At 58.9% G+C, this 22,367-nt stretch carries 24 protein-coding genes and 1 other RNA gene; 9 read left to right on the forward strand and 16 right to left on the reverse strand.

Features of this window, described 5'->3' with window-relative positions; all coding sequences use genetic code 11:
- Positions 1 to 7: 7 nt before the first annotated feature.
- From AC3ISI_RS27855 to AC3ISI_RS27870, 4 genes are read right to left on the reverse strand one after another with little or no spacing between them, the layout of a single operon-like run.
- Complete coding sequence (locus AC3ISI_RS27855; protein WP_489334689.1) at positions 8 to 493, reverse strand: DUF4442 domain-containing protein; 486 nt, start codon at positions 491 to 493, stop codon at positions 8 to 10.
- On the reverse strand, positions 486 to 1,673 hold the full coding sequence (gene ubiH, locus AC3ISI_RS27860; protein ID WP_489334690.1) for a 2-octaprenyl-6-methoxyphenyl hydroxylase: 1,188 nt from the start codon (positions 1,671 to 1,673) through the stop codon (positions 486 to 488). The genes AC3ISI_RS27855 and ubiH overlap by 8 nt, the downstream gene beginning before the upstream one ends.
- Positions 1,670 to 3,004: a Xaa-Pro aminopeptidase gene (pepP, locus tag AC3ISI_RS27865; protein WP_489334691.1), complete on the reverse strand. Its 1,335-nt coding sequence runs from the start codon at positions 3,002 to 3,004 to the stop codon at positions 1,670 to 1,672. The genes ubiH and pepP overlap by 4 nt, the downstream gene beginning before the upstream one ends.
- 27 nt (positions 3,005 to 3,031) lie before the next feature.
- Positions 3,032 to 3,592: a YecA/YgfB family protein gene (locus AC3ISI_RS27870; protein WP_489334692.1), complete on the reverse strand. Its 561-nt coding sequence runs from the start codon at positions 3,590 to 3,592 to the stop codon at positions 3,032 to 3,034.
- A gap of 126 nt (positions 3,593 to 3,718) precedes the next feature.
- Between AC3ISI_RS27870 and AC3ISI_RS27875 the strand changes: the two genes are divergently transcribed.
- The 4 genes from AC3ISI_RS27875 to AC3ISI_RS27890 all read left to right on the forward strand — a co-directional run bounded on the left by AC3ISI_RS27875 (position 3,719) and on the right by AC3ISI_RS27890 (position 5,143).
- Positions 3,719 to 3,928 carry a TIGR02449 family protein gene (locus AC3ISI_RS27875; RefSeq protein WP_007942437.1) on the forward strand — a complete coding sequence of 70 codons (210 nt, stop codon included), beginning with the start codon at positions 3,719 to 3,721 and terminating at the stop codon, positions 3,926 to 3,928.
- The gene (locus AC3ISI_RS27880) at positions 3,925 to 4,242 is read left to right on the forward strand and encodes a cell division protein ZapA (protein ID WP_007942435.1); all 318 of its coding nucleotides are present in this window, start codon (positions 3,925 to 3,927) and stop codon (positions 4,240 to 4,242) included. The genes AC3ISI_RS27875 and AC3ISI_RS27880 overlap by 4 nt, the downstream gene beginning before the upstream one ends.
- A 30-nt stretch (positions 4,243 to 4,272) precedes the next feature.
- Positions 4,273 to 4,451, forward strand: a non-coding RNA gene (gene ssrS / locus AC3ISI_RS27885) — 6S RNA.
- A gap of 86 nt (positions 4,452 to 4,537) precedes the next feature.
- Positions 4,538 to 5,143 carry a 5-formyltetrahydrofolate cyclo-ligase gene (locus AC3ISI_RS27890; RefSeq protein WP_489334693.1) on the forward strand — a complete coding sequence of 202 codons (606 nt, stop codon included), beginning with the start codon at positions 4,538 to 4,540 and terminating at the stop codon, positions 5,141 to 5,143.
- A gap of 35 nt (positions 5,144 to 5,178) precedes the next feature.
- Here AC3ISI_RS27890 and AC3ISI_RS27895 read toward each other — a convergent pair whose 3' ends face one another.
- The gene (locus tag AC3ISI_RS27895) at positions 5,179 to 5,331 is read right to left on the reverse strand and encodes a hypothetical protein (protein WP_489334694.1); all 153 of its coding nucleotides are present in this window, start codon (positions 5,329 to 5,331) and stop codon (positions 5,179 to 5,181) included.
- A 199-nt stretch (positions 5,332 to 5,530) separates the two neighbouring features.
- Between AC3ISI_RS27895 and AC3ISI_RS27900 the strand changes: the two genes are divergently transcribed.
- Positions 5,531 to 5,980, forward strand: coding sequence for an EVE domain-containing protein (locus tag AC3ISI_RS27900; RefSeq protein WP_489334695.1), 450 nt, complete (start codon positions 5,531 to 5,533; stop codon positions 5,978 to 5,980).
- 111 nt (positions 5,981 to 6,091) lie between these two features.
- Here AC3ISI_RS27900 and AC3ISI_RS27905 read toward each other — a convergent pair whose 3' ends face one another.
- Positions 6,092 to 6,499, reverse strand: coding sequence for a flagellar basal body-associated protein FliL (locus AC3ISI_RS27905; RefSeq protein ID WP_123434831.1), 408 nt, complete (start codon positions 6,497 to 6,499; stop codon positions 6,092 to 6,094).
- Positions 6,500 to 6,649: 150 nt separating this feature from the next.
- Between AC3ISI_RS27905 and AC3ISI_RS27910 the strand changes: the two genes are divergently transcribed.
- The gene (locus AC3ISI_RS27910; RefSeq protein ID WP_489334696.1) at positions 6,650 to 7,627 is read left to right on the forward strand and encodes an NADPH:quinone oxidoreductase family protein; all 978 of its coding nucleotides are present in this window, start codon (positions 6,650 to 6,652) and stop codon (positions 7,625 to 7,627) included.
- Between the two features lie 17 nt (positions 7,628 to 7,644).
- Here the strand turns inward: AC3ISI_RS27910 and AC3ISI_RS27915 are convergent, their stop codons facing one another.
- The 6 genes from AC3ISI_RS27915 to trxA form a co-directional block, all read right to left on the reverse strand.
- Positions 7,645 to 8,274 carry a flagellar basal body-associated protein FliL gene (locus AC3ISI_RS27915; protein ID WP_489337800.1) on the reverse strand — a complete coding sequence of 210 codons (630 nt, stop codon included), beginning with the start codon at positions 8,272 to 8,274 and terminating at the stop codon, positions 7,645 to 7,647.
- Positions 8,275 to 8,416: 142 nt separating this feature from the next.
- Positions 8,417 to 9,088, reverse strand: a complete 672-nt coding sequence (locus tag AC3ISI_RS27920; protein ID WP_489334697.1) for a gamma-glutamylcyclotransferase — start codon at positions 9,086 to 9,088, stop codon at positions 8,417 to 8,419.
- 232 nt (positions 9,089 to 9,320) lie between these two features.
- Positions 9,321 to 10,289, reverse strand: coding sequence for a CDP-6-deoxy-delta-3,4-glucoseen reductase (locus AC3ISI_RS27925; protein ID WP_489334698.1), 969 nt, complete (start codon positions 10,287 to 10,289; stop codon positions 9,321 to 9,323).
- Positions 10,289 to 11,755, reverse strand: a complete 1,467-nt coding sequence (ubiD, locus tag AC3ISI_RS27930; protein WP_223517803.1) for a 4-hydroxy-3-polyprenylbenzoate decarboxylase — start codon at positions 11,753 to 11,755, stop codon at positions 10,289 to 10,291. Before ubiD ends, AC3ISI_RS27925 begins: the two co-directional genes overlap by 1 nt.
- A 139-nt stretch (positions 11,756 to 11,894) precedes the next feature.
- The gene (gene rho, locus AC3ISI_RS27935) at positions 11,895 to 13,154 is read right to left on the reverse strand and encodes a transcription termination factor Rho (protein WP_007942421.1); all 1,260 of its coding nucleotides are present in this window, start codon (positions 13,152 to 13,154) and stop codon (positions 11,895 to 11,897) included.
- Between the two features lie 246 nt (positions 13,155 to 13,400).
- Positions 13,401 to 13,730 carry a thioredoxin TrxA gene (gene trxA / locus AC3ISI_RS27940; RefSeq protein WP_003206727.1) on the reverse strand — a complete coding sequence of 110 codons (330 nt, stop codon included), beginning with the start codon at positions 13,728 to 13,730 and terminating at the stop codon, positions 13,401 to 13,403.
- 255 nt (positions 13,731 to 13,985) lie between these two features.
- Here trxA and ppx point away from each other — a divergent pair, with 255 nt between their 5' ends.
- Positions 13,986 to 15,491 (forward strand): exopolyphosphatase, encoded by a 1,506-nt coding sequence (gene ppx, locus AC3ISI_RS27945; RefSeq protein ID WP_489334699.1) that lies wholly within the window; start codon positions 13,986 to 13,988, stop codon positions 15,489 to 15,491.
- A gap of 182 nt (positions 15,492 to 15,673) precedes the next feature.
- Here the strand turns inward: ppx and ppk1 are convergent, their stop codons facing one another.
- Both ppk1 and hemB read right to left on the reverse strand, forming a co-directional pair.
- Entirely contained in the window at positions 15,674 to 17,896 is a 2,223-nt protein-coding gene (gene ppk1 / locus AC3ISI_RS27950; RefSeq protein WP_489334700.1) for a polyphosphate kinase 1, read from the reverse strand.
- 18 nt (positions 17,897 to 17,914) lie between these two features.
- Positions 17,915 to 18,928, reverse strand: a complete 1,014-nt coding sequence (gene hemB / locus AC3ISI_RS27955) for a porphobilinogen synthase (RefSeq protein ID WP_489334701.1) — start codon at positions 18,926 to 18,928, stop codon at positions 17,915 to 17,917.
- 208 nt (positions 18,929 to 19,136) lie between these two features.
- On the opposite strand from hemB, the gene AC3ISI_RS27960 reads away from it, so the two are divergent.
- Positions 19,137 to 19,769, forward strand: a complete 633-nt coding sequence (locus AC3ISI_RS27960) for a DedA family protein (protein ID WP_489334702.1) — start codon at positions 19,137 to 19,139, stop codon at positions 19,767 to 19,769.
- Here AC3ISI_RS27960 and AC3ISI_RS27965 read toward each other — a convergent pair.
- The gene (locus AC3ISI_RS27965) at positions 19,750 to 20,985 is read right to left on the reverse strand and encodes a sterol desaturase family protein (protein ID WP_489334703.1); all 1,236 of its coding nucleotides are present in this window, start codon (positions 20,983 to 20,985) and stop codon (positions 19,750 to 19,752) included. The two genes, AC3ISI_RS27960 and AC3ISI_RS27965, sit on opposite strands and share 20 nt — an antisense overlap.
- Positions 20,986 to 21,100: 115 nt before the next feature.
- Here AC3ISI_RS27965 and elbB point away from each other — a divergent pair, with 115 nt between their 5' ends.
- Positions 21,101 to 21,769 carry an isoprenoid biosynthesis glyoxalase ElbB gene (elbB, locus tag AC3ISI_RS27970; RefSeq protein WP_489334704.1) on the forward strand — a complete coding sequence of 223 codons (669 nt, stop codon included), beginning with the start codon at positions 21,101 to 21,103 and terminating at the stop codon, positions 21,767 to 21,769.
- A gap of 114 nt (positions 21,770 to 21,883) precedes the next feature.
- On the opposite strand, the gene AC3ISI_RS27975 is transcribed toward elbB, so the two are convergent.
- A complete protein-coding gene (locus tag AC3ISI_RS27975; RefSeq protein WP_489337801.1) occupies positions 21,884 to 22,339 on the reverse strand; it encodes a YaiI/YqxD family protein in 456 nt (151 codons plus the stop codon).
- Between the last annotated feature and the right edge of the window lie 28 nt (positions 22,340 to 22,367).

Here is a 22,367-nt window from a genome sequence, read left to right on the forward strand (position 1 = left end):
CCATGCTTTAAGCCTGTCTCGCTTGCGGCTTGAGCCGCACGTAAAGGGTTTTTTCGACCCGCGCCACCAAGGTGCCGGCGCCGTCGTGAATATCGACCTGCAATTGCGGCAGGTATTTTTCGCCATCGGCCGTTTGCCGACGGATCTCGTCGAGCAAGGTCTCGTCGATGCGGAATTTGGCGAACACCGGGCCTTTGCCGGGCGAAATGAAATCGATGTCGGCGGCTTTGTCCCAGACGATGTAATGGCACCCGAGGTTTTCCATCAGCATCAGCATGTAGAACGGATCGACCATCGAATACAGGCTGCCGCCAAACTGGGTGCCCACGTAATTGCGGTTGTACCAGCTCAGACCCATGGACACCGTGACGTCCCGAAAGTCATCGCTGATGTGCCGCACCCGAACCCCGGCGCCCAGGTACGGCGGGTAAAAGGACATGAACCATCGCATCAACCGCGCTTTGCCGAATGTGTTCGTTAGCCACTTAAGCATCGGGACGCGTACCCAACCCCATGGCCTGACGGGCGAACCAGCGCTTGGCCGGCGGCAACAGATCAAGGCCGAGCAAACCGAGGTTGCGCCCCAGCGACACCAGCGGCTGGGTGCTGCCGAACAAACGGGTAACCTGATCGGAGAAGCCCACGGTCAGGTTCTGATCCAAACGTTGGCGCTCGCGGTAAGCCTGCAAGGTGGCAAAATCGCCCGGCCCGGTCTCGCTCGCCAGCAGCGCATCGGCCAAGGCCTGAGCATCGCGCAGCGACAGATTGAAGCCCTGGCCGGCAATCGGGTGCAGGCTGTGAGCCGCGTTGCCGAGGATCGCCAGATGCGGACGCACCTGCTCTTCGGCTTCGATCAGCGTCAGCGGGTAAAGATGCCGCGCGCCGACCTGTTTGAGGGTGCCGAGGCGATAACCGAACACACCCTGCAACTCGCTGAGGAAGCTCTTTTCATCGAGCGCCGCCAGCCGTTGTGCGTCCATGCCCAGACGGGTCCAGACCAACGCGCAGCGGTTTTCCGGCAGCGGCAACAACGCCATCGGGCCATCGTCAGTGAACCGCTCGAAAGCCATGCCGTTGTGCGCTTCGCTCGGGGTGATGTTGGCGATCAGCGCGCTCTGGTTATACGGGCGCTTCTTGATTCCAATACCCAGTTGCTCGCGCAGGCCTGAACGGCCGCCATCAGCAAGCACTGCAAGATCGCATTCAAGGGTGGTTTCGTCATTGAGGGTCAGGCGATAGCCATCAGTCAGCGGTTCCATACGCGTGACTTCCGCCGGGCAACGCCAGGTGACCACGTCCTTGTCCAGCCCTTGCCAGAGGCATTGGCCAAGCCAGGCGTTTTCCACCACATAACCCAGCGCCGGAACGCCCTCTTCCATCGCCGATAACCGGGCGGTGGAAAAACGGCCGCGGTCGGACACATGAATCTGCTTGATCGGTTCGGCGCGGCGGGAGATTTCCTGCCATACGCCCAACCGTTGATAAATCTGCTTGGCGCCGTAGGACAGGGCCGAGGAGCGAGCGTCGTAGCTCGGCTGATAGGTATTGCCCGGAGCGAATGGCTCGATCAGGACAATCTTCCAGCCGCGAGCCTTGGCCCCGGCTTGCAACGCCAACGCGAGACTGGCGCCGACCAGGCCGCCACCGATGATTGCCAGATTGACCCGGCTCATGCTGCTTGCGTCCGCGCTTGCGCCATCAAGGCCTCGATGTCGGCGACCGTTTTCGGCACACCGTGGGTCAATATTTCACAACCGGTTTTGGTCACCACCACGTCGTCCTCGATACGCACGCCAATGCCGCGCCATTTCTTCGCCACGTTCTGGTTGTCCGGGGAAATGTAGATCCCCGGCTCCACCGTCAGCGCCATGCCGACTTCCAGCACCCGCCATTCGCCGCCGACCTTATATTCACCGACGTCATGCACATCCATCCCCAGCCAGTGCCCGGCGCGGTGCATGTAAAAGGCTTTATAGGCTTCGCTGGCGATCAATTCATCGACGTCGCCCTGCAACAACCCCAACTTCATCAGCCCGGCTGTTATGACTTTAACCGTGGCTTCGTGGGCCTGATTCCAGTGTTTGTTCGGGGCGATTTCGGCGAAGGCGGCTTCTTGCGAGGCCAGCACCAACTCGTAGATCGCTTTCTGTTCCGGTGAATACTTGCCGTTGACCGGCCAGGTGCGGGTGATGTCGCTGGCGTAGCAATCGATCTCGCATCCGGCGTCGATCAGCACCAGATCACCGTCCTTGAGCACCGCGTCATTCTGCTGGTAATGCAAGATGCAGCTGTTGCGCCCCGCGGCGACGATTGAACCGTAGGCTGGCATCTTCGCCCCGCCCTTGCGGAACTCGTAATCGAGCTCGGCTTCGAGGCTGAACTCGTGCAGCCCGACCCGGCTGGCTTGCATCGCGCGAATGTGCGCCTGGGCGGAAATCCGTGCGGCTTCGCGCATCACCTTCACTTCGGCTGCCGATTTATACAGGCGCATGTCGTGAAGCAGATGATCCAGGGCAACAAATTCATTTGGCGGCTGGGCGCCGAGATGCGCTTTAGAGCGGATCACGTTGATCCAGTCCATCAGGTGCCGATCGAATTCGGGATTACTGCCCATGGCCGAATACACCCGGTCGCGCCCTTCAATCAGGCCCGGCAGGATGTCGTCGATGTCAGTGATGGGAAAGGCGTCGTCGGCACCGAAGTCGCGAATCGCGCCTTCCTGGCCGGCACGCAAACCGTCCCATAACTCTCGCTCGGCGTTGCGCTCACGGCAGAACAGGATGTATTCGCCATGCACGCGCCCCGGCATCAACACGAGAACGGCCTGAGGCTCGGGAAAACCGCTGAGGTACTGGAAATCGCTGTCTTGACGATAGACGTGCTCGACGTCGCGGTTGCGAATGGCTACCGCGGCGGCGGGCAGGATCGCGATGCTGTTGGGCTCCATCTGCGCCATCAAGGCCTTGCGGCGACGGCTGTATTCCGATTTCGGGATATGAATCATGGGCAGATGGCTTTTCCTGGCACGCGATTAATGCAAAGACGGTTTGGCGGCTGGTGGCACGTCGGCTTTTTTGGTTTCGGAGAACAGCAGCAGCGGAGCGACGCGCAGATACTCCATGACTTCCATGTAATCGCTTTCGCCGTCTTCGGACTCTTCCAGGGCATCTTGCACCTGAGAAATCGCCGCCAGGTCCTGCAACACTTCGGTGGCCTCGGTGCTGAGCATGCTGCTGTCCCGGCAGTTCAAGCCGAAACCGCTGAGGAAGCCCTGGCACCATTGGCCCAGTGCGACGGCGCGGTCAGTCAGCGGTGCATCATCGGTCGGTAGCAGCAGAACGACGGTCACGTCGTCGCCGGTGAGCTCGCCTTTGACCATCGCCTGCAAGCCGATCAAGGCGTTGCGGACGTTGTCCTGCGGCTCGTTTTCGAGCAGCTCGGCGGCATCGACCAGCCAGCCTTCGGCATCGAAGCCGGCACCGGCGCAACTGCGGCCGAGCAACAGGCCATGCAGTTCGGCAGGCGAGACGTGATGACCGCTGGAGGTCAGCAGGGTGGCGAAGGCTTGGTACGGGGAATTCTGAATGGTCATGGGCAGCTAGGCGCCAGACGGCGCTATGTCTAGAATGAAGGCCTTGTATCCTACATCGACAGACTCGCCAAGACTATTAAAGGCTGTCCGCCAGTTCCCACCCATCAGACTCACTATGTGGACACTATGGAAGACACCGACCTGCAAGCGCTGATGGCCAGACTCGAACTGCTAATTAGTCGAGTCGAGCAACTTAAGAGCCAAAACGGACTCTTACTAGCTCAGGAAAAGACCTGGCGCGAGGAACGCGCGCACCTCATTGAAAAAAACGAAATCGCCCGGCGTAAGGTCGAATCGATGATTTCGCGCCTCAAGGCCCTGGAGCAAGACTCATGAGTTCAAGCAATAGCGTCACCGTGCAGATCCTCGACAAAGAATATTCGATCATTTGCCCCCAGGAAGAACGCAGCAACCTGGTGAGCGCCGCCCGTTACCTGGACGGCAAGATGCGCGAAATCCGCAGCAGCGGCAAAGTCATCGGCGCCGACCGCATTGCAGTAATGGCCGCGCTGAACATCACGCACGACCTGCTGCACAAGGAAGAAAGGCCGGACGTACAAGCCAGCGGCTCGACTCGCGAACAGGTTCGCGACCTGCTGGACCGCGTCGATTTGGTGCTCGCCACCGATCCGGACGTCACCAAGGGCTGATTCGTCGAACCGCTTGGGTTATACTCGCATCACTCCCTGGGGTGCTTGCCAGTTGACCACGTCCCTGAGCCGATTCGCACTACCCTGGAGGCTGCACGTTGGGCTGGTGTGCATGTCCGCTAGACGGAAAGCCTTAAAGCCTACTGCATCTTCCACCTTGAACTTTCGGGTTCAAGGGCTAAGTCAGCAGCGGTTCATCCGGGGAGCCTGATTCCAGTCCGATGCCGGTTTAATTACCGGCATCGGCTTTTTTACGGGTACGCTTTACGTATTCGTCCTGTTGAAGCCTGAATCCATGACCGAACCTGCGCTGCTTCCCCGCCCGCAACTTCGACGCATGCTGCGCAAGTCCCGCCGCGCACTGACCCCCAGCCAGCAACGCCAGGCTGCTCGCGGGCTGTACAAGCAATTGGCCCAACATCCGTTGTTTCGACGCGCCAAACACATCTCCCTGTACCTGCCGACCGACGGTGAAATCGACCCGCGCGTCCTGATGCGTGCCGCTCAACGCCGGGGCAAGGCGACGTATTTACCGGTGCTCAGTGCCTGGCCACGAACCAAAATGGTGTTCCAGCGCATTCGCCCGAGAGAAAAACTCCAACCCAACCGCTTTCGCATTCTCGAACCTCGAGCCAACCTTGCCCGACAACGCAAGGTTTGGACGCTGGATCTGGTGCTGTTGCCATTAGTGGGATTTGACGATGTCGGCGGGCGGCTTGGAATGGGCGGTGGTTTCTACGATCGAAGTCTGGCCTATCTGGCGCGCCGCAAAACCTGGCGCAAGCCAACACTGTTGGGGCTGGCCCATGAATGTCAGAAGGTCGAACGATTGGCTCAGGCGAGCTGGGATGTGCCGCTGCAAGGAACGGTGACAGACAAGGCGTGGTATTTCGCAGACTAGACGCCACTGCAATCAGCGGCGTCCAAAAGACAGGTTTAGCGTTTGAAGGCCGACGGCTGTTGTTGCTGAGCGATTTCGATCGGCGCGTCAGTCTTGTTGTTCCACAGGCTTTGGGCATAACCGGTGGTTACGACGCCCAGGCCGAACAAAATAACCAAACTCCATAGTAAATCCGGTTTGCGTTTCATCGATTGCCCCCCAAGGCACATCAACACGATGACAGCAGCGGTTCCGTTGTAGGTGTAGGCCGTGCAGCAGCGTCAAGCTAAGAAGGCCGGCATTTTGCGACAACGTGATCTGACACGCAAACGTTGGCGCCAACCGACTGTCGGTTTGTCACAAAGTAGCCTGACAACCTCTCCACTGATCTCGCAAGGAGCAAAAACCATGGCCTATTGGCTGATGAAATCCGAGCCCGACGAACTCTCGATCAAGGGCCTGGAAAAACTTGGCAAAGCGCGCTGGGACGGGGTTCGCAACTATCAGGCGCGTAACTTTTTACGGTCCATGGCGGTGGGTGACGAGTTTTTCTTCTATCACTCCAGCTGCCCGGAGCCGGGAATTGCCGGGATTGGAAAAATAGTCGAATCGGCGTATCCCGACCCGACGGCGCTGGAGCCGGAGAGTCATTACTATGACCCCAAGGCAACAGCAGACAAAAATGCCTGGAGCGCGATCGATGTGGCGCATGTCGAGACGTTTGCCAGGGTGTTGAAGCTGGACTATTTGAAGCAGCAGACGGCGTTGGCGGAAATGCCGCTGGTGCAGAAGGGCTCAAGATTGTCGGTGATGCCGGTTACGGCTGAGCAGTGGGCGGCGATTATAACGCTGCGCTGAAGTTTTTTTTGGCCGCTGCTTGCTGGCGCGCTTTTGTAGGAGCACGGCTTGCCGGCGATGGCGTCCTTGAGATCGCTATCGCTGGCAAGCCAGCTCCTACAGGATCCAGCATTACTGGATGATGAGGTTGTTGAACAACAAATCCTCAACCACCGGCTTCCCGGTTTCGTCGTTCATTACCTGCTGAGTCTGCTTCAACGCTTCCTGACGCAGCTTCTCCTTGGCTTCAACATTGCTCATCGTCTCGGTCGTCTGCTGAGCAAACAACGCCACCAGCTGATTGCGAATCAGCGGCTCGTTGGCCTTCACCGCTTTGGTGGCGTCATCACCGGTCACGCGCAAGGCGACATCAGCCTTGTAGACCTTGAGCTTCGGCGTACCGTCCAACCCGTAGTTACCCACGAACGGCGGGCTCAGGGTGATGTAATTGACCTTCGGAGCTTCACCTTCTTTGGCTTCTTCGGCCATCGCTGCCACAGGCAGAGACAGGGCCAGCAACAACATGATCCACGCTTTCACAATTCGCTCCTTATCCGGTTTGCGGCCTAGCATAACGACCCGCCGCTCAAGCACAAGCTTATGGCTGACTATCAGGGTCGGGCATGCTCGTTGACCCATCGACTCACACACCTACACTTATCGGCCATCACTCCCAAAGGAATAGCCCTGATGAAAGCCGTGCTGTGCAAAGCCTTCGGCCCTGCCGAATCGCTGGTGCTGGAAGACGTCGCCAGTCCTGTCGCCAAGAAGAATGAAATCCTGCTGGACGTGCACGCTGCTGGGGTCAATTTCCCGGATACGCTGATCATCGAGGGCAAATACCAGTTCAAGCCGCCCTTCCCGTTTTCACCGGGGGGTGAAGCGGCCGGCGTGGTCAGCGCCGTGGGCGAAAAGGTCAGCCATCTGAAGGTCGGTGACCGGGTCATGGCCCTGACCGGCTGGGGCAGCTTTGCCGAACAGGTCGCCGTGGCGGCCTACAACGTACTGCCGATCCCACCATCGATGGACTTCAACACCGCCGCCGCTTTCAGCATGACCTACGGCACCTCGATGCACGCGCTCAAGCAACGCGGCAATCTGCAACCCGGCGAAACCCTGCTGGTGCTCGGCGCTTCCGGCGGTGTAGGTCTGGCCGCCGTGGAAATCGGCAAAGCCATGGGCGCCCGCGTGATCGCCGCCGCCAGCAGTGCAGATAAACTTGCGGTGGCCAAGGCTGCCGGCGCCGATGAGCTGATCAACTACAGCGAAACCAGTCTTAAGGACGAAATCAAACGCCTGACTGATGGCCAGGGCGCCGACGTGATCTACGACCCGGTTGGAGGCGACCTGTTTGACCAGGCCGTGCGCGCCATCGCCTGGAACGGCCGTCTGCTGGTGATTGGCTTCGCCAGCGGTCGCATTCCGGAATTTCCGGTGAACCTGGCGCTGCTCAAAGGTGCCGCGGTGGTCGGCGTGTTCTGGGGTGCCTTTGCCCAACGCCAGCCTCAAGACAACGCGGCGAATTTCCAGCAGTTGTTTGGCTGGTTTGCCGAGGGCAAGTTGAAGCCGCTGGTGTCGCAGGTGTATCCGTTAAACAACGCGGCGCAGGCGATCAATGATCTTGGCCAGCGCAAGGCAGTCGGGAAAGTAGTGGTTCAGGTTCGCTGAGGCCTGCGAAACCACCGTCAACTGCCGGGCGATCCCGCAATGTCGCCCGGTAACAGGTGCTCCTGAACCTTCTGACTATGAGACTCGATGAGTTGACCCTCGTCATCGAAGCGCAAAACGATAAGCCAGTCGTAGACATCCACCGGCCATTTCTTCTGACCCGTCAGTGCCGCCCCATCACCCCCGAAAGCCGCGATCAGTTTATTGATGTGCCCATGGTGCCAGGCGATCAATAGCGTTTTCGCCTGATTGTTCTTGCGTAGCAGATTGACCAGCTTGTCGACTTCGCCATTGGCATAGGGTTGCTCTATCGGCAGGTGCAGGCGCTGGGCCAGTGGAGTCAATGTCTGACGGGGCCGGACACTTATTGGACTGTCACTGGTAGCAATCAGCCGCTGAGGTGTCAGTGTCTGGCCATCCAGCTTCAGCGGGTCGAAATAATCGGCATAGGCCGCGGCTCGCTGCTCTCCTCGCGCATTGAGCATTGTCCCCACGTCAGGTTTTTCTGCATGACGAACTATCAGCACGGTGACATTGCGTAAACCCGGTGCCACAGAACCTTGAGCAAGACTCAATGCCAGAGCCGAAACGGTGAATGCTGCCGCCACCCATAATCCCGGCACCCACCGGCGAACCTTCAACGCCATCATTCATCTCTGCTGATTATTTGACTGGACTGCTCCCGAGTCTAAGACACAACGCTTCGGCCGCCGCAAAAACGCCTTGGCCTTACAGCTGAGCGACAGGTTCGTAAAGGAATGCGCAACTTCCAATATTGTCCAAAGCCAGTCAGACCCGCGAAACAGCGATCGCCTGATCGGACTTTGCTTTGCAGCGCTTGAGCCGCGCCTCCAGATTTCGGTCTGGCATGGCGTGGCTACGCAGGGCATGCGCCGTCTGTTCGACATAATCGCGCGTGCTGCCGTACCGCCCGCTAGCGCTTTCGAACACTTGGCTCAGCACATGATCAGGCAAGTTGCCGGCATAGCTGGGAAGGTGCCGCTCCAGGACAAATCCCAATGCCTGAACCTGGTTTCCGTCTTCGAGACGGCAGTTGAGCCAGTGTGGGCGATAGGAGGGGACTGGCATTTCGCGCTGCCACAGCGCGTAAAGCGAGGCTTCAAGTTGTTCTTCGGGCAAGCGATAGGCGAAGCCGCTGCAAGAGCCGCCCCGATCCAGACCAAATACCAGGCCAGGCATTTCCGGCGTGCCGCGATGCTCGTGAGACCACAGGTACAAACCGCGATGGTAACCATGCACCCGACCGCGAACGCGCTCTACCGCTGTGCACTCTGGACGCCAGATCAATGAACCGTAAGCGAACAACCAGACAGGCCCGCCCTTGTGGCGCGCCATGGTCGACTGCATCGAGCCGAGCAACTGTTCGTGCGTAAGCTGCGGCCCCAAGTCGAGCCGCGGAGGGTAAGCCGGATTCAAAAAAGCAGATTCAATGGCGCTCATGGCGAATAGCGTTCAGCTCCCCGCGTGTTATGAATTACTTAATAGAACGCACCGCTGTAACAATAAGGCACATAAGTTTTAAGGCAATTTAGGTGCCATGGCACAGTTATTAAATTACTGCCTTGAGGACATATAACCTACCGGCATTTATATAAATTTATAAATACCGATCGGCTATATGAGGAATTATATCGATCAAACGGGGATCAAGATCGCGGATCAAGATCGAGGATCAAGATCGAGGCGCGTACGCAAACACATCTGCACGCATCTGATGAGCGTCCATTCCGGCTTCAACCAGCGCATCCAGCGTTCCGTAAACCATGGCCGGAGAACCGCTGGCATAGACATGCAAGGATTTCAGGTCCGGGAAATCCTCACACACCGCTTCATGCAGCATCCCGCACCGCCCTCCCCAACCGCACTGATCACTGACGACTTTGTGCAGGAACAAATTGGGCAGCTTCAACCATTCATCCCAATGTTCAATCTGGTAAAAGTCTGAAGGACGGCGCACGCCCCAGTACAGGTGAACCGGGTACTTGAAGCCGGTGGCGCGGCAGTGTTCGATCAGGCTGTGGATCTGGCCCATGCCAGTGCCCGCGGCGATCAACACCAATGGGCCGTCCGGTAATTCCGCCAAATGCGTATCGCCAAATGGCAGTTCGACCCGCACCATCGGATTGCGCTGAAGCTGGCTAATCAGATTTAACGCACTGCTTTCGCGCGCCAATACATGAATTTCCAGATCTCGCCCGCCATGGGGTGCGGACGCCAGGGAGAACGCGGATTTTTCGCCGCTTTCACGCTCGATCATCAGATATTGGCCCGCGTGATAACGCGGTGGTTTACCGGCCGGCGCACGTAGACGCACACGCCAAGTGTCGCCGCCGACGTCCCTGCACTCAATGACCTGACACGACACGCTGCGCACCGGCAGTTCTCCCAGCGCGAGCACGCCATCCCACAGCACGATGCAGTCTTCCAGCGGCTCTGCTATGCAAGTGTAGAACTCGCCATGGTCGCGCACATTACCGGCTTGTTTGACCCGCCCTTCCACCAGCAACGCCGCGCATACGTGGCAATTGCCATTGCGGCAACTTTGTGGGCATTCATAACCCAAACGCCGCGCACCATCGAGAATCCGCTCGCCGGGCAGAATCTCAAGCACTGCTCCGGAAGGCTGCAAGGTTACACGCATCAATCTATTCCTAACTGATTCCAGATGGCATCGATCCGTTGGGTCACGGCGTCGTCCTTGACGATCACCCGGCCCCACTCGCGAGTGGTTTCGCCCGGCCATTTATGCGTGGCATCGAGCCCCATTTTCGACCCTAAGCCCGAGACCGGCGAGGCGAAGTCGAGGTAGTCGATCGGCGTGTTGTCGATCATCACCGTGTCGCGCTTGGGGTCCATGCGCGTGGTGATGGCCCAGATCACGTCGTTCCAGTCTCGTGCGTTGATGTCATCATCCGTGACGATAACGAACTTGGTGTACATGAATTGTCGCAAAAACGACCAGACACCGAGCATTACCCGCTTGGCGTGCCCCGGATACGACTTCTTCATGGTCACGATGGCCATGCGGTACGAGCAGCCTTCGGGGGGCAGGTAGAAATCGGTGATTTCCGGGAACTGCTTCTGCAGGATCGGCACGAACACTTCGTTCAGCGCCACCCCGAGAATCGCCGGCTCATCCGGTGGACGGCCGGTGTAGGTGCTGTGGTAGATCGGCTTGATCCGGTGGGTAATGCGCTCGACGGTGAACACCGGGAAGCTGTCGACTTCATTGTAATAACCGGTGTGGTCGCCGTACGGGCCTTCATCGGCCATTTCGCCCGGATGGATCACGCCTTCGAGGATGATCTCGGCGGTGGCCGGGACTTGCAGGTCGTTGCCACGGCACTTCACCAACTCGGTGCGGTTGCCGCGCAGCAGACCGGCGAACGCGTATTCGGAGAGGCTGTCCGGTACCGGCGTCACGGCACCGAGGATGGTCGCCGGGTCAGCGCCCAACGCCACAGACACCGGGAACGGCTGTCCAGGATGCTTCTCGCACCACTCGCGGTAATCCAGCGCGCCACCACGGTGGCTCAACCAACGCATGATGACCTTGTTGCGGCCAATCACTTGCTGCCGGTAGATGCCGAGGTTCTGGCGGTCCTTGTTCGGACCTTTGGTGACAGTCAGACCCCAAGTGATCAGCGGCCCCACATCACCCGGCCAGCAGGTTTGCACGGGGAGCATCGCCAGATCGACATCGTCGCCTTCGATGACCACTTCCTGGCACACCGCGTCTTTGACGACTTTCGGCGCCATGGCGATGATCTTGCGGAAGATCGGCAGCTTCGACCAGGCGTCTTTCAAGCCCTTCGGAGGCTCGGGCTCTTTGAGGAAGGCCAGCAGCTTGCCGATCTCGCGCAGCTCACTGACCGCCTCGGCGCCCATGCCCAGCGCCACCCGCTCAGGGGTGCCGAACAGGTTTCCAAGCACCGGGATGTCATAACCTGTGGGCTTTTCGAAAAGCAGCGCCGGACCTTTGGCACGCAGGGTGCGGTCGCAGACCTCGGTCATTTCGAGTACTGGGGACACCGGAACCTGGATGCGCTTGAGTTCGCCGCGCTTTTCCAGGCCGCTGATAAAGTCGCGCAAGTCGCGATACTGCATGCGTGAGCCTCGTGTTGGCCGTGCCGTTCGGGGGGGCAGTTTAGCGCCGAACCCCTCTATTCAGAACCATGAACTGCCGACAGATCAAAAATCAGATAGCAAAAAGCCGGGTTTCCCCGGCTCTAGTGCCCTTATCGACTTACTTGCGTTTCATCGACAGGAAGAACTCATCGTTGGTCTTGGTCGTTTTCAGCTTGTCGACCAAGAACTCGATGGCAGCGATTTCGTCCATCGGGTGCAGCAGCTTGCGCAGGATCCACATGCGCTGCAACTCGTCATCGGCGGTCAGCAACTCTTCGCGGCGGGTGCCGGAACGGTTGATGTTGATGGCCGGGAAGACGCGTTTTTCAGCGATACGGCGATCCAGAGGCAGTTCCATGTTGCCGGTGCCTTTGAATTCTTCGTAGATCACTTCGTCCATCTTCGAGCCGGTTTCAACCAGCGCGGTGGCGATGATGGTCAGCGAACCGCCTTCTTCGATGTTCCGCGCGGCGCCGAAGAAACGTTTCGGTTTCTCCAGGGCGTGGGCATCGACACCACCGGTCAGTACCTTGCCGGAGCTCGGGATTACGGTGTTGTAGGCGCGAGCCAGACGGGTAATGGAGTCGAGCAGGATCACCACGTCTTTCTTGTGCTCGACCAGGCGCTTGGCCTTCTCGATCACCATTTCGGCAACCTGCACGTGGCGGGTTGGCGGCTCGTCGAACGTCGAGGCAACCACTTCGCCGCGCACGGTGCGCTGCATTTCGGTCACTTCTTCCGGACGCTCGTCGATCAGCAAGACGATCAGATGAACTTCCGGGTTGTTACGCGCGATGTTTGCTGCAATGTTCTGCAGCATGATGGTTTTACCGGCTTTCGGCGGTGCAACGATCAGACCGCGCTGGCCTTTGCCGATCGGGGCGCACAGGTCGATGACACGACCGGTCAAGTCTTCGGTGGAGCCGTTACCGGCTTCCATCTTCATGCGCACAGTCGGGAACAGCGGGGTCAGGTTCTCGAAGAGAATCTTGTTTTTCGCGTTCTCGGGACGATCGTAGTTGATCGTATCAACCTTGAGCAGCGCGAAATAACGCTCGCCTTCCTTTGGAGGGCGGATCTTGCCAACGATGGTGTCACCGGTGCGCAAGTTAAAGCGACGGATCTGGCTCGGCGAGACGTAGATATCGTCCGGGCCGGCCAGATAGGACGCGTCAGCGGAGCGCAGGAAGCCGAAGCCGTCCTGGAGAATCTCCAGCACGCCATCACCGGAGATTTCCTCGCCGCTTTTAGCGTGCTTTTTGAGCAGGGAGAAAATCACGTCCTGCTTGCGCGAACGGGCCATATTTTCTATGCCCATCTGTTCGGCCAATTCGAGCAGTTCGGTAATCGGCTTTTGCTTGAGTTCAGTCAGATTCATATAGGAATGACGTAATCATTTATGGAGGGGGAAATTAAGCTTTTGGCTTAATGAGGCCGCGCCGCAGAGAAGGCGACAGGATCGCGTACTTATTCGAAAAGGAGTGCGTCGGCGACGGCTAGCAGGGGGCAATGGAGAAACCAGTGCGGGGCCGAATGTAACACCTGAGTTTCGGAGCGTCTAGCCCTGAATAACGAAAAGGCCCCGCAATGTACGGGGCCTTTTTGATGACACTTGAATCTACACTTAGATGTTGGCGTCGAGGAAAGCAGCCAGCTGCGACTTGGACAGTGCGCCGACCTTGGTCGCTTCAACGTTGCCGTTCTTGAACAGCATCAGTGTCGGGATACCACGCACGCCATGCTTGGCCGGGGTTTCCTGGTTTTCGTCGATGTTCAGTTTGGCAACGGTCAGCTTGCCTTTGTAGGTTTCAGCAATTTCGTCCAGAACAGGAGCGATCATTTTGCAAGGGCCGCACCATTCAGCCCAGTAGTCGACCAGTACAGCGCCTTCGGCCTTGAGTACGTCGGCCTCGAAGCTAGCGTCGCTAACGTGTTTGATAAGATCGCTGCTCATGGAAGTCTCCAGGTTGTAAGCAAAAAAACGTGGCCCATCATAGCCGCCCTTCCCTCGTTCAGGAAGGTGCAGATGATTGAGTCTCGCTATGGTGGTCCATGAATTTGGGTATAGCTCAAGTCCAGTGGCGGCGGGAGTGAAGGAGGTCATTTCGGTGCGCAATGCAACTTTTGGTGCTTTCGAGGCAGCCATCGCGTTGGCGCCAGCCTTTGATCGTGGCACGATGTCGAGGTAATCGACCGAGACCCCCTGACCATGCCGCAATCCCAAGCCAAGAATCTGTCCCTGATCGCCGCAATCGACCTGGGCTCCAACAGCTTTCACATGGTCGTGGCCAAGGCGGCCCAGAACGGCGAAATCCGCATTCTCGAGCGCCTCGGGGAGAAAGTTCAGCTGGCCGCCGGCATCGATGAAGAGCGCCATCTCAATGAAGAATCCATGCAGCGCGGGCTCGATTGCCTCAAGCGTTTTGCCCAACTGATCAACGGTATGCCCACAGGCGCCGTGCGCATCGTCGGCACCAACGCCCTTCGTGAGGCCCGAAACCGCGCCGAATTCATCCATCGCGCCGAAGACATCCTCGGGCACCCGGTAGAAGTCATCTCTGGCCGTGAAGAAGCGCGCCTGATCTACCTCGGCGTGTCCCACACGCTCGCCGACACCCCGGGCAAACGTCTGGTGGCCGACATCGGCGGCGGCAGTACCGAATTCATCATCGGCCAGCGCTTTGAGCCGCTGCTACGCGAAAGCCTGCAGATGGGCTGCGTCAGCTACACCCAGCGTTATTTCAAGGACGGCAAGATCACCCCGGCCCGCTACGCCCAGGCGTACACCGCGGCACGGCTGGAGATCATGAGCATCGAACACGCCCTGCACCGCCTGACCTGGGATGAAGCCATCGGCTCCTCGGGCACTATCCGCGCCATCGGCCTGGCGTTGAAGGCCGGCGGCCACGGCACCGGCGAGGTGAATGCCGAAGGCCTGGGTTGGCTCAAGCGCAAGCTGATCAAGCTCGGCGACGTCGAGAAAATCGACTTCGACGGCATCAAGCCCGACCGACGGGCCATTTTCCCGGCGGGCCTGGCAATTCTCGAAGCGATTTTCGATGCCCTCGAACTCAAACGCATGGACCACTGTGAAGGCGCCCTGCGTGAAGGCGTGCTCTACGACCTGTTAGGCCGTCATCACCATGAAGACGTCCGTGAGCGCACACTCAGCTCGCTGATGGTGCGTTATCACGTCGATCTGGAGCAAGCAGCACGAGTCGAACGCAAAGCGCTGCATGCCTTCGATCAAGTGGCCAAGGACTGGGATCTGGACGACGGTATCTGGCGCGAACTGCTCGGCTGGGCCGCCAAGGTCCACGAAGTGGGCCTGGACATCGCTCACTATCAGTTCCACAAACATGGCGCCTACCTGATCGAGCACTCGGACCTGGCCGGGTTCTCCCGTGAGGATCAGTTAATGCTAGCCCTGCTGGTACGTGGTCACCGACGCAACATTCCCAAGGACAAATTCGCCGAGTTCGGCGATGACGGCATCAAGCTGATTCGTCTGTGCGTATTACTGCGCTTTGCGATCCTGTTCCATCACATCCGCGGCACCCAGCAAATGCCTCAGGTAGAGCTGCGCGCCAACGGCAACAGCCTTGATGTACTGTTCCCGGACAAATGGCTGGACGACAATCAACTGACCCAGGCCGACTTCGCCATCGAAGCGGAATGGCTCACCCGCGTCGACATTGTCCTGACCGCTCGCTGAAAACCCGCTAAAAAGAAAAAGGGCGATCCACATGGATCGCCCTTTTTTGTGCCCGCGATTCAACAAACGCCGCAGCCCCCCTGTGGGAGCGAGCCTGCTCGCGATGAGGCCATCACTTCCAACATCAATGTTGATTGTTTGGCCGCCATCGCGAGCAGGCTCGCTCCCACAGGTTTGGGGCGTTAACGCACCGTCAGGATCGGGCTACCCAAGCGCTCCAGCAGCGTGGCCTGGGCACTACGCGGGTTCTGATTGCCGGTCGGCGTGTTACGCACGTAACGACCGTCCGACTGCAAGCTCCAACTATGCGTGTTATCGGTGAGGTACAGCTCCAGCTCTTTTTTGACCCGCACAATCAGCTTGCGGCCTTCCACCGGGAAGCAGGTCTCGACGCGCTTGTCGAGGTTACGTTCCATCCAGTCGGCACTGGAGAGGAACATCTGTTCGTCGCCACCATTGAGGAAGTAGAAGACCCGGGTGTGCTCCAGGAAGCGACCGATGATCGAGCGCACGTGGATATTGTGCGAAACCCCGGCGATACCCGGACGCAGGCAGCACATGCCGCGCACTATCAGGTCGATACGCACTCCGGACTGACTGGCCTTGTACAACGCGCGGATGATCTTCGGATCGGTCAGCGAGTTGAACTTGGCGATGATGTGCGCCGGTTTGCCGTCGAGCGCGAACTGAGTCTCCCGGGCAATCATGTCGAGCATGCCCTTCTTCAGCGTAAACGGCGCGTGCAGCAGCTTCTTCATGCGCAGGGTTTTGCCCATGCCGATCAACTGGCTGAACAGCTTGCCGACGTCTTCGCACAAGGCATCGTCGGAGGTCAGCAGACTGTAGTCGGTGTAAAGGCGCGCGTTGCCGGCGTGGTAGTTGCCCGTGCCCAAGTGCGCGTAACGGACAATTTCGCCCGCCTCGCGACGCAGAATCAGCATCATCTTGGCGTGTGTCTTGAAACCGACCACGCCGTAGATCACTACTGCACCGGCCGCTTGCAGGCGGCTGGCCAGTTGCAGGTTGGACTCTTCGTCGAACCGTGCGCGCAATTCGATCACTGCCGTGACCTCTTTGCCGTTACGCGCCGCATCCACCAGCGCATCGACGATTTCCGAGTTGGCGCCAGAACGGTACAGGGTCTGACGCACAGCCAGTACGTGCGGGTCCTTGGCGGCTTGACGCAGCAAGTCGACCACCGGGGTAAACGATTCGAACGGGTGCAACAGCAGGATGTCCTGCTTGCTGATCACGCTGAAGATGTTCTCGCTGTTTTGCAGCAGTTTCGGGATCTGCGGCGTGAAAGGCAGGTATTGCAGCTCGCGCTGGCTGTCCAGGCCAGTGATGCTGAATAGACGCGTCAGGTTCACCGGGCCGTTGACCTGATACAGCTCGGACTCACTCAGGTTGAATTGCTTGAGCAGATAGTCGGACAGGTGTTTCGGGCAGGTGTCAGCCACTTCCAGACGCACCGCATCCCCGTAGCGACGCGAGAACAGTTCGCCGCGCAGCGCGCGGGCCAGGTCTTCGACGTCCTCGGAGTCCAACGCCAGGTCGGCGTTTCGGGTGAGGCGGAACTGATAGCAACCCTTTACCTTCATACCCTGGAACAGGTCATCAGCGTGGGCGTGGATCATCGACGACAGGAACACATAGTTGTCGCCGGCGCCGCCAACTTCTTCCGGCACCTTGATGACGCGCGGCAGCAGACGAGGCGCTGGGATAATCGCCAGACCGGAATCGCGACCGAAGGCGTCGACGCCTTCAAGCTCGACGATGAAGTTCAAGCTCTTGTTCACCAGCAACGGGAACGGGTGCGTCGGGTCGAGACCGATCGGGGTGATGATCGGCGCGATCTCGTCGCGAAAATAACGGCGAACCCAGGTCTTGAGCTTGGTAGTCCAGTGACGACGACGGATGAAGCGAACCTGATGTTTTTCCAGCTCCGGCAACAGAATGTCATTGAGGATCGCGTACTGGCGGTCAACATGACCGTGCACCAGTTCGCTGATGCGGGCCAGGGCCTGATGCGGTTGCAGACCATCGGCGCCGGCTTGTTCACGGGCGAAGGTGATCTGTTTCTTCAAGCCGGCCACACGAATTTCGAAGAACTCGTCCAGGTTGCTGGAGAAGATCAGCAGAAACTTCAGCCGCTCCAGCAAGGGGTAGGACTCATCGAGCGCCTGTTCCAGCACGCGGATGTTGAACTGCAGTTGCGAGAGCTCGCGATGGATGTACAGGCTGCTGTCATCCAGTCCGGGAATGGCAATCGCCGGCGCCGCGGCTACGGTTTCGGCCACCACCGCGGGCGGAACGGGCTCCAGCTCCGGCGGGGTTTCGGCGATTTGCTCGACCACAGGTTGAGCCTCTTTTACAGCAACTTCAGTGAGTACTTCGGTATTCATGGAATGTTCCTGTGAGGGCTATTGTTGCTCTCGTAACAATTGGGCGGCACGGACGGCAAAGTAAGTCAGGATGCCATCGGCGCCTGCTCGTTTAAAAGCGGTCAAGGATTCGAGAATAACCCCTTCGCTCAACCAGCCATTGTGGATCGCCGCCATGTGCATGGCATATTCGCCGCTGACTTGATAAACAAACGTTGGCACTTTGAATTCTTCTTTGACCCGGTAAAGGATGTCCAGATACGGCATGCCTGGCTTGACCATGACCATGTCCGCGCCTTCTGACAAGTCTGCCGCCACTTCGTGCAGGGCTTCGTTGCTGTTGGCCGGGTCCATCTGATAACTGGCCTTGTTGGCCTTGCCCAGGTTCAGCGCCGAACCGACCGCGTCGCGGAACGGACCATAATAGGCGCTGGCGTATTTTGCCGAATAGGCCATGATCCGCACGTTGACGTGATCCGCCAGCTCCAGCGCTTCGCGGATGGCCTGGATACGACCGTCCATCATGTCGGACGGGGCGACCACCTGCGCGCCGGCTTCGGCATGGGACAGGGCCTGCCTGACCAGTGCATCGACGGTAATGTCGTTCTGCACGTAGCCTTCTTCGTCGATAATGCCGTCCTGACCGTGGGTGGTAAACGGGTCCAGGGCAACGTCGGTGATCACCCCAAGCTCAGGAAACTGCGCCCGTAGTGCGCGGGTAGCGCGCTGGGCAATACCGTTCGGGTTCCAGGCTTCGGCGGCATCCAGCGTTTTGAGCTCCGGCGGCGTGACCGGGAACAGCGCCAACGCCGGAATCCCCAGCTCGACCCACTTCGCGGCTTCTTCCAGCAACAGATCGATGGTCAGGCGTTCGACGCCCGGCATCGAAGCCACCGCTTCACGACGGTTTTCACCGTCCAGGACGAACACCGGCAGGATCAGGTCATCGACGCTCAGAACGTTTTCACGGACCAGTCGACGCGAAAATTCATCCCGACGGTTGCGGCGCAGACGGGTGGCGGGAAATAGACGGTTGGCGGGGGTAAAGCTCACGGCAGACTCCTGAGCCCGCGCTGACGGGCGAGCGTGACAGTTATAAGCGATCATTATGACTAACGCATTACAGTTATGTGCACCCCTGTGGCAGGTAGTCGCATTCCATTGTCGTTGTAGGAAATGTTCACGTCGAGACACATTTGGACACTTTCACGAATGTTCACGAAGGGTTAGGCTGCGCGTTCATTTCGCCAGCACCCAGACAATGCTCCAACAATTTCTGCACGACTTTGGCTACTTTGCCCTGTTTCTCGGCACATTCTTCGAAGGCGAAACCATCCTTGTGCTCGCCGGCTTCCTCGCGTTCCGCGGATACATGGACATCAATCTGGTGGTGGTCGTAGCGTTCTTCGGCAGTTATGCCGGTGATCAGCTGTGGTACTTCATGGGGCGCAAGCACGGTCGCAAATTGCTGGCCCGCAAGCCGCGCTGGCAAATGATGGGTGATCGGGCGCTGGAGCACATCCGCAAGCACCCGGACATCTGGGTGCTGAGCTTTCGCTTTGTCTACGGTTTGCGCACGGTGATGCCGGTGGCCATCGGCCTGTCGGGCTATCCACCGGGACGTTATCTGTTGCTGAACGGGATTGGTGCGGCGATCTGGGCGGCTGCACTGGCAGCGGCGGCTTATCACTTTGGCGCCGTGCTGGAAGGCATGCTCGGCAGCGTCAAGAAGTACGAGCTGTGGGTGCTCGGCGCCTTGCTGGTCGTGGGCCTGGGCCTGTGGCTGCGTCGCCGTTTCAAGAATGCCCGCCTGGCGAAGAAAGTCTACGCCGACGAGCAAGCCCTGAAAGCCAGACAGGCCCGCATCGAAGTGCCTAAGACGCCAAGCGAGTGAAGCGGTTTCTGCAACAGTAGAGGCCGATAACACTGAACAGGCTGTAACTGATCAGGCCGACCCAGCCCACCGCGCTGGCCGGCCACAACCCGACAACCGGCGCCAGCCACACCAGCGGCATGTTCGATGCCAGCCGTAGCAGCTCCATCTTCAACGCCCACGGGCGATTCTCCAAGGCCACGCCCAACGTAAACAACCCCAGCGCCACCGCCCCCCAGCCGAGTACCAACGCGGCAGTTGGCAGGCTCCGCTCCAGGTTCATCAAGTAACTGCCCAGCGCAATGTAGGCGCAAAACTGCAACACCACATACAGTTGCTGACGGCTGTCCAGCGGCACCTCGAATTTACGAAACAGGCTCAAGTCAGGCTTGCTCGTCGGGTACCTGGCCGCCACATCCGCCGGGCGCCAACCGGTGCGCATGAACCATATCCGCAGCTTGTCCCACTTGCTCTCGGCTCGCCGCGCGTCATCCCACAACTGCGCATAGAACTGCACGTTTGCCCATAGCGGATTCCAGCTCGCCAACGGCGTGGTCACGCCGAAAATCACCGGCTCGTTGTCGTCTTCTTCCTGAAACGAGCCAAATAGACGGTCCCAAATAATGAACACCCCACCGTAGTTGCGATCCATGTAGAGAGCGTTCTGCGCATGGTGAGCCCGATGATTGGACGGCGTCACGAAGAACCATTCGAACCAGCCGAGCTTGGGAATGTGCTTGGTATGCACCCAGAACTGATACAGCAGATTCAGCGCCGCGACGCTGACGAACACCAGCAGCGGCACGCCAATCACTGCCATCGGCAGGTAGAAAATCCAGCTCAGCAGGAAACCGGTGCTGGTCTGGCGCAACGCCGTGGACAGGTTGTACTCCTCGCTCTGATGATGCACCGAGTGCGCAGCCCAGAGAATGTTGCGCTCATGGCCCATGCGGTGCAGCCAGTAGTAGCAGAAGTCGTAGAAGACAAAGGCAAATACCCAGACCCCGACGCTGTCGGCCGAAAGCTCGAAAATCGCCATATGCTCAAGGGCAAATGCATAGGTGACTATCCCGACGCCCTTGGTCAACAGGCCCGTGGTGGTCGACAGCACACCGGTACTCATGCTGTTGATCGCATCGGCCACGCGATAATTGCTGACCCCGCGCCAACGATCGGCCAACAGCTCGATGGCAATCAGCACAAAGAAAAACGGCACCGCATACAGAATGAAGTCCATGACGCGCTCTGATCGGAATCTTGAAGACAGATGCTAGGTGTAGCCGCGAATTTACCCTATGGCAACGAGTGACAAATTAGTGGACATTTAACGCCATGAATCTGGAGAAAAACCCATGAGCAAAAAAATTGCAGTGATCCTTTCCGGCTGTGGCGTGTACGACGGTGCCGAAATCCACGAAAGCGTGATTACCCTGCTGAGACTGGACCAGCGTGGCGCTCAGGTGCAGTGCTTTGCCCCGAACATCGCGCAATTGCATGTGATCAACCACCTGACCGGTAAGGAAATGCCCGAGTCGCGCAATGTGTTGGTGGAGTCGGCTCGGATCGCCCGGGGCAACATCAAGGATATTCGCGAGGCCGACGTCGACGACTTCGACGCGTTGATCGTTCCCGGCGGATTTGGCTCAGCCAAGAACCTGTCGAACTTCGCCATCGAAGGCGCGGGTTGCACCGTGCAACCGGATGTCCTGGCGCTGACCGAAGCCTTCGCCGAAGCGGGGAAGCCAGTCGGCTTGATGTGCATCTCGCCAGCGCTGGCGGCGAAGATCTATGGCCCTGGGGTGAACTGCACCATCGGCAACGACGCAGAGACTGCAGCAGCCATGAACAAAATGGGCGCGACCCACACCGATTGCGCCGTGACCGAAATCGTCGAAGACCGGGCACGTAAACTGGTGAGTACACCGGCGTATATGCTGGCGCAATCGATCAGTGAGGCCGCTTCCGGCATCAACAAGATGGTCGACCGCGTGCTCGAACTGACCCACGAAAACGACGCCTGACCCTATTCCACTAGGAGCAGGCTTGCCAGCGAAAGCGGTGGGTCAGCCACATCGATGCTGGATGTACCGCCGTCTTCGCTGGCAAGCCAGCTCCCATAGGGATCACCGCTTGGCTCAGGATTGTCGGGCCAGCCGCGTCAGTATCCGGTCCAACGCATTAGCAAACGCCTGCTTCTCTCGCTCGCCAAACGGTGCCGGTCCACCGCCCATCTGCCCCTGCTCCCTCAGGTCGGTGAACAAATTGCGCACCGCAAGTCGGTCGCCCATGTTCTGCGCATCGAACTCCTTGCCCCGCGGGTCCAGCGCGGCCACACCCTTCTTCACCAGGCGATCCGCCAGCGGCACATCACTGCAAATCACCAGCTCACCCGGCACCGCATGCTCCACCAGGTAATCATCGGCGGCGTCCGGGCCACTCGGCACCACGATCAACTTCACCAGCGCCAGCCCCGGCTTGATCTGCGGCTGCCCCGCCACCAGCACCACTTCGTACTGACGCTTGAGGGCGAACTTCACCACCAGATCCTTGGCCGCCCGAGGGCAGGCGTCGGCGTCGATCCAGACTCGCATCATGTTTTCCTCTTTCAAAAAAAATCGC

This window comes from Pseudomonas sp. GL_139_B, assembly GCF_057834475.1.

Bases quoted from the DNA above. Each gene is read 5' to 3' on its own strand.
- pepP (WP_489334691.1), bottom strand. From the start codon at position 3,004: ATGATTCATATCCCGAAATCGGAATACAGCCGTCGCCGCAAGGCCTTG.
- AC3ISI_RS27960 (WP_489334702.1), top strand. From the start codon at position 19,137: ATGCTCCAACAATTTCTGCACGACTTTGGCTACTTTGCCCTGTTTCTC.
- AC3ISI_RS27870 (WP_489334692.1), bottom strand. From the start codon at position 3,592: ATGACCATTCAGAATTCCCCGTACCAAGCCTTCGCCACCCTGCTGACC.
- AC3ISI_RS27965 (WP_489334703.1), bottom strand. From the start codon at position 20,985: ATGGACTTCATTCTGTATGCGGTGCCGTTTTTCTTTGTGCTGATTGCC.
- AC3ISI_RS27920 (WP_489334697.1), bottom strand. From the start codon at position 9,088: ATGAGCGCCATTGAATCTGCTTTTTTGAATCCGGCTTACCCTCCGCGG.
- ubiH (WP_489334690.1), bottom strand. From the start codon at position 1,673: ATGAGCCGGGTCAATCTGGCAATCATCGGTGGCGGCCTGGTCGGCGCC.
- rho (WP_007942421.1), bottom strand. From the start codon at position 13,154: ATGAATCTGACTGAACTCAAGCAAAAGCCGATTACCGAACTGCTCGAA.
- elbB (WP_489334704.1), top strand. From the start codon at position 21,101: ATGAGCAAAAAAATTGCAGTGATCCTTTCCGGCTGTGGCGTGTACGAC.
- AC3ISI_RS27925 (WP_489334698.1), bottom strand. From the start codon at position 10,289: ATGCGTGTAACCTTGCAGCCTTCCGGAGCAGTGCTTGAGATTCTGCCC.
- ppk1 (WP_489334700.1), bottom strand. From the start codon at position 17,896: ATGAATACCGAAGTACTCACTGAAGTTGCTGTAAAAGAGGCTCAACCT.
- AC3ISI_RS27855 (WP_489334689.1), bottom strand. From the start codon at position 493: ATGCTTAAGTGGCTAACGAACACATTCGGCAAAGCGCGGTTGATGCGA.
- AC3ISI_RS27975 (WP_489337801.1), bottom strand. From the start codon at position 22,339: ATGCGAGTCTGGATCGACGCCGACGCCTGCCCTCGGGCGGCCAAGGAT.
- trxA (WP_003206727.1), bottom strand. From the start codon at position 13,730: ATGAGCAGCGATCTTATCAAACACGTTAGCGACGCTAGCTTCGAGGCC.
- AC3ISI_RS27895 (WP_489334694.1), bottom strand. From the start codon at position 5,331: ATGAAACGCAAACCGGATTTACTATGGAGTTTGGTTATTTTGTTCGGC.
- AC3ISI_RS27900 (WP_489334695.1), top strand. From the start codon at position 5,531: ATGGCCTATTGGCTGATGAAATCCGAGCCCGACGAACTCTCGATCAAG.
- AC3ISI_RS27910 (WP_489334696.1), top strand. From the start codon at position 6,650: ATGAAAGCCGTGCTGTGCAAAGCCTTCGGCCCTGCCGAATCGCTGGTG.
- AC3ISI_RS27875 (WP_007942437.1), top strand. From the start codon at position 3,719: ATGGAAGACACCGACCTGCAAGCGCTGATGGCCAGACTCGAACTGCTA.
- AC3ISI_RS27890 (WP_489334693.1), top strand. From the start codon at position 4,538: ATGACCGAACCTGCGCTGCTTCCCCGCCCGCAACTTCGACGCATGCTG.
- AC3ISI_RS27880 (WP_007942435.1), top strand. From the start codon at position 3,925: ATGAGTTCAAGCAATAGCGTCACCGTGCAGATCCTCGACAAAGAATAT.
- AC3ISI_RS27915 (WP_489337800.1), bottom strand. From the start codon at position 8,274: ATGGCGTTGAAGGTTCGCCGGTGGGTGCCGGGATTATGGGTGGCGGCA.
- ppx (WP_489334699.1), top strand. From the start codon at position 13,986: ATGCCGCAATCCCAAGCCAAGAATCTGTCCCTGATCGCCGCAATCGAC.
- ubiD (WP_223517803.1), bottom strand. From the start codon at position 11,755: ATGCAGTATCGCGACTTGCGCGACTTTATCAGCGGCCTGGAAAAGCGC.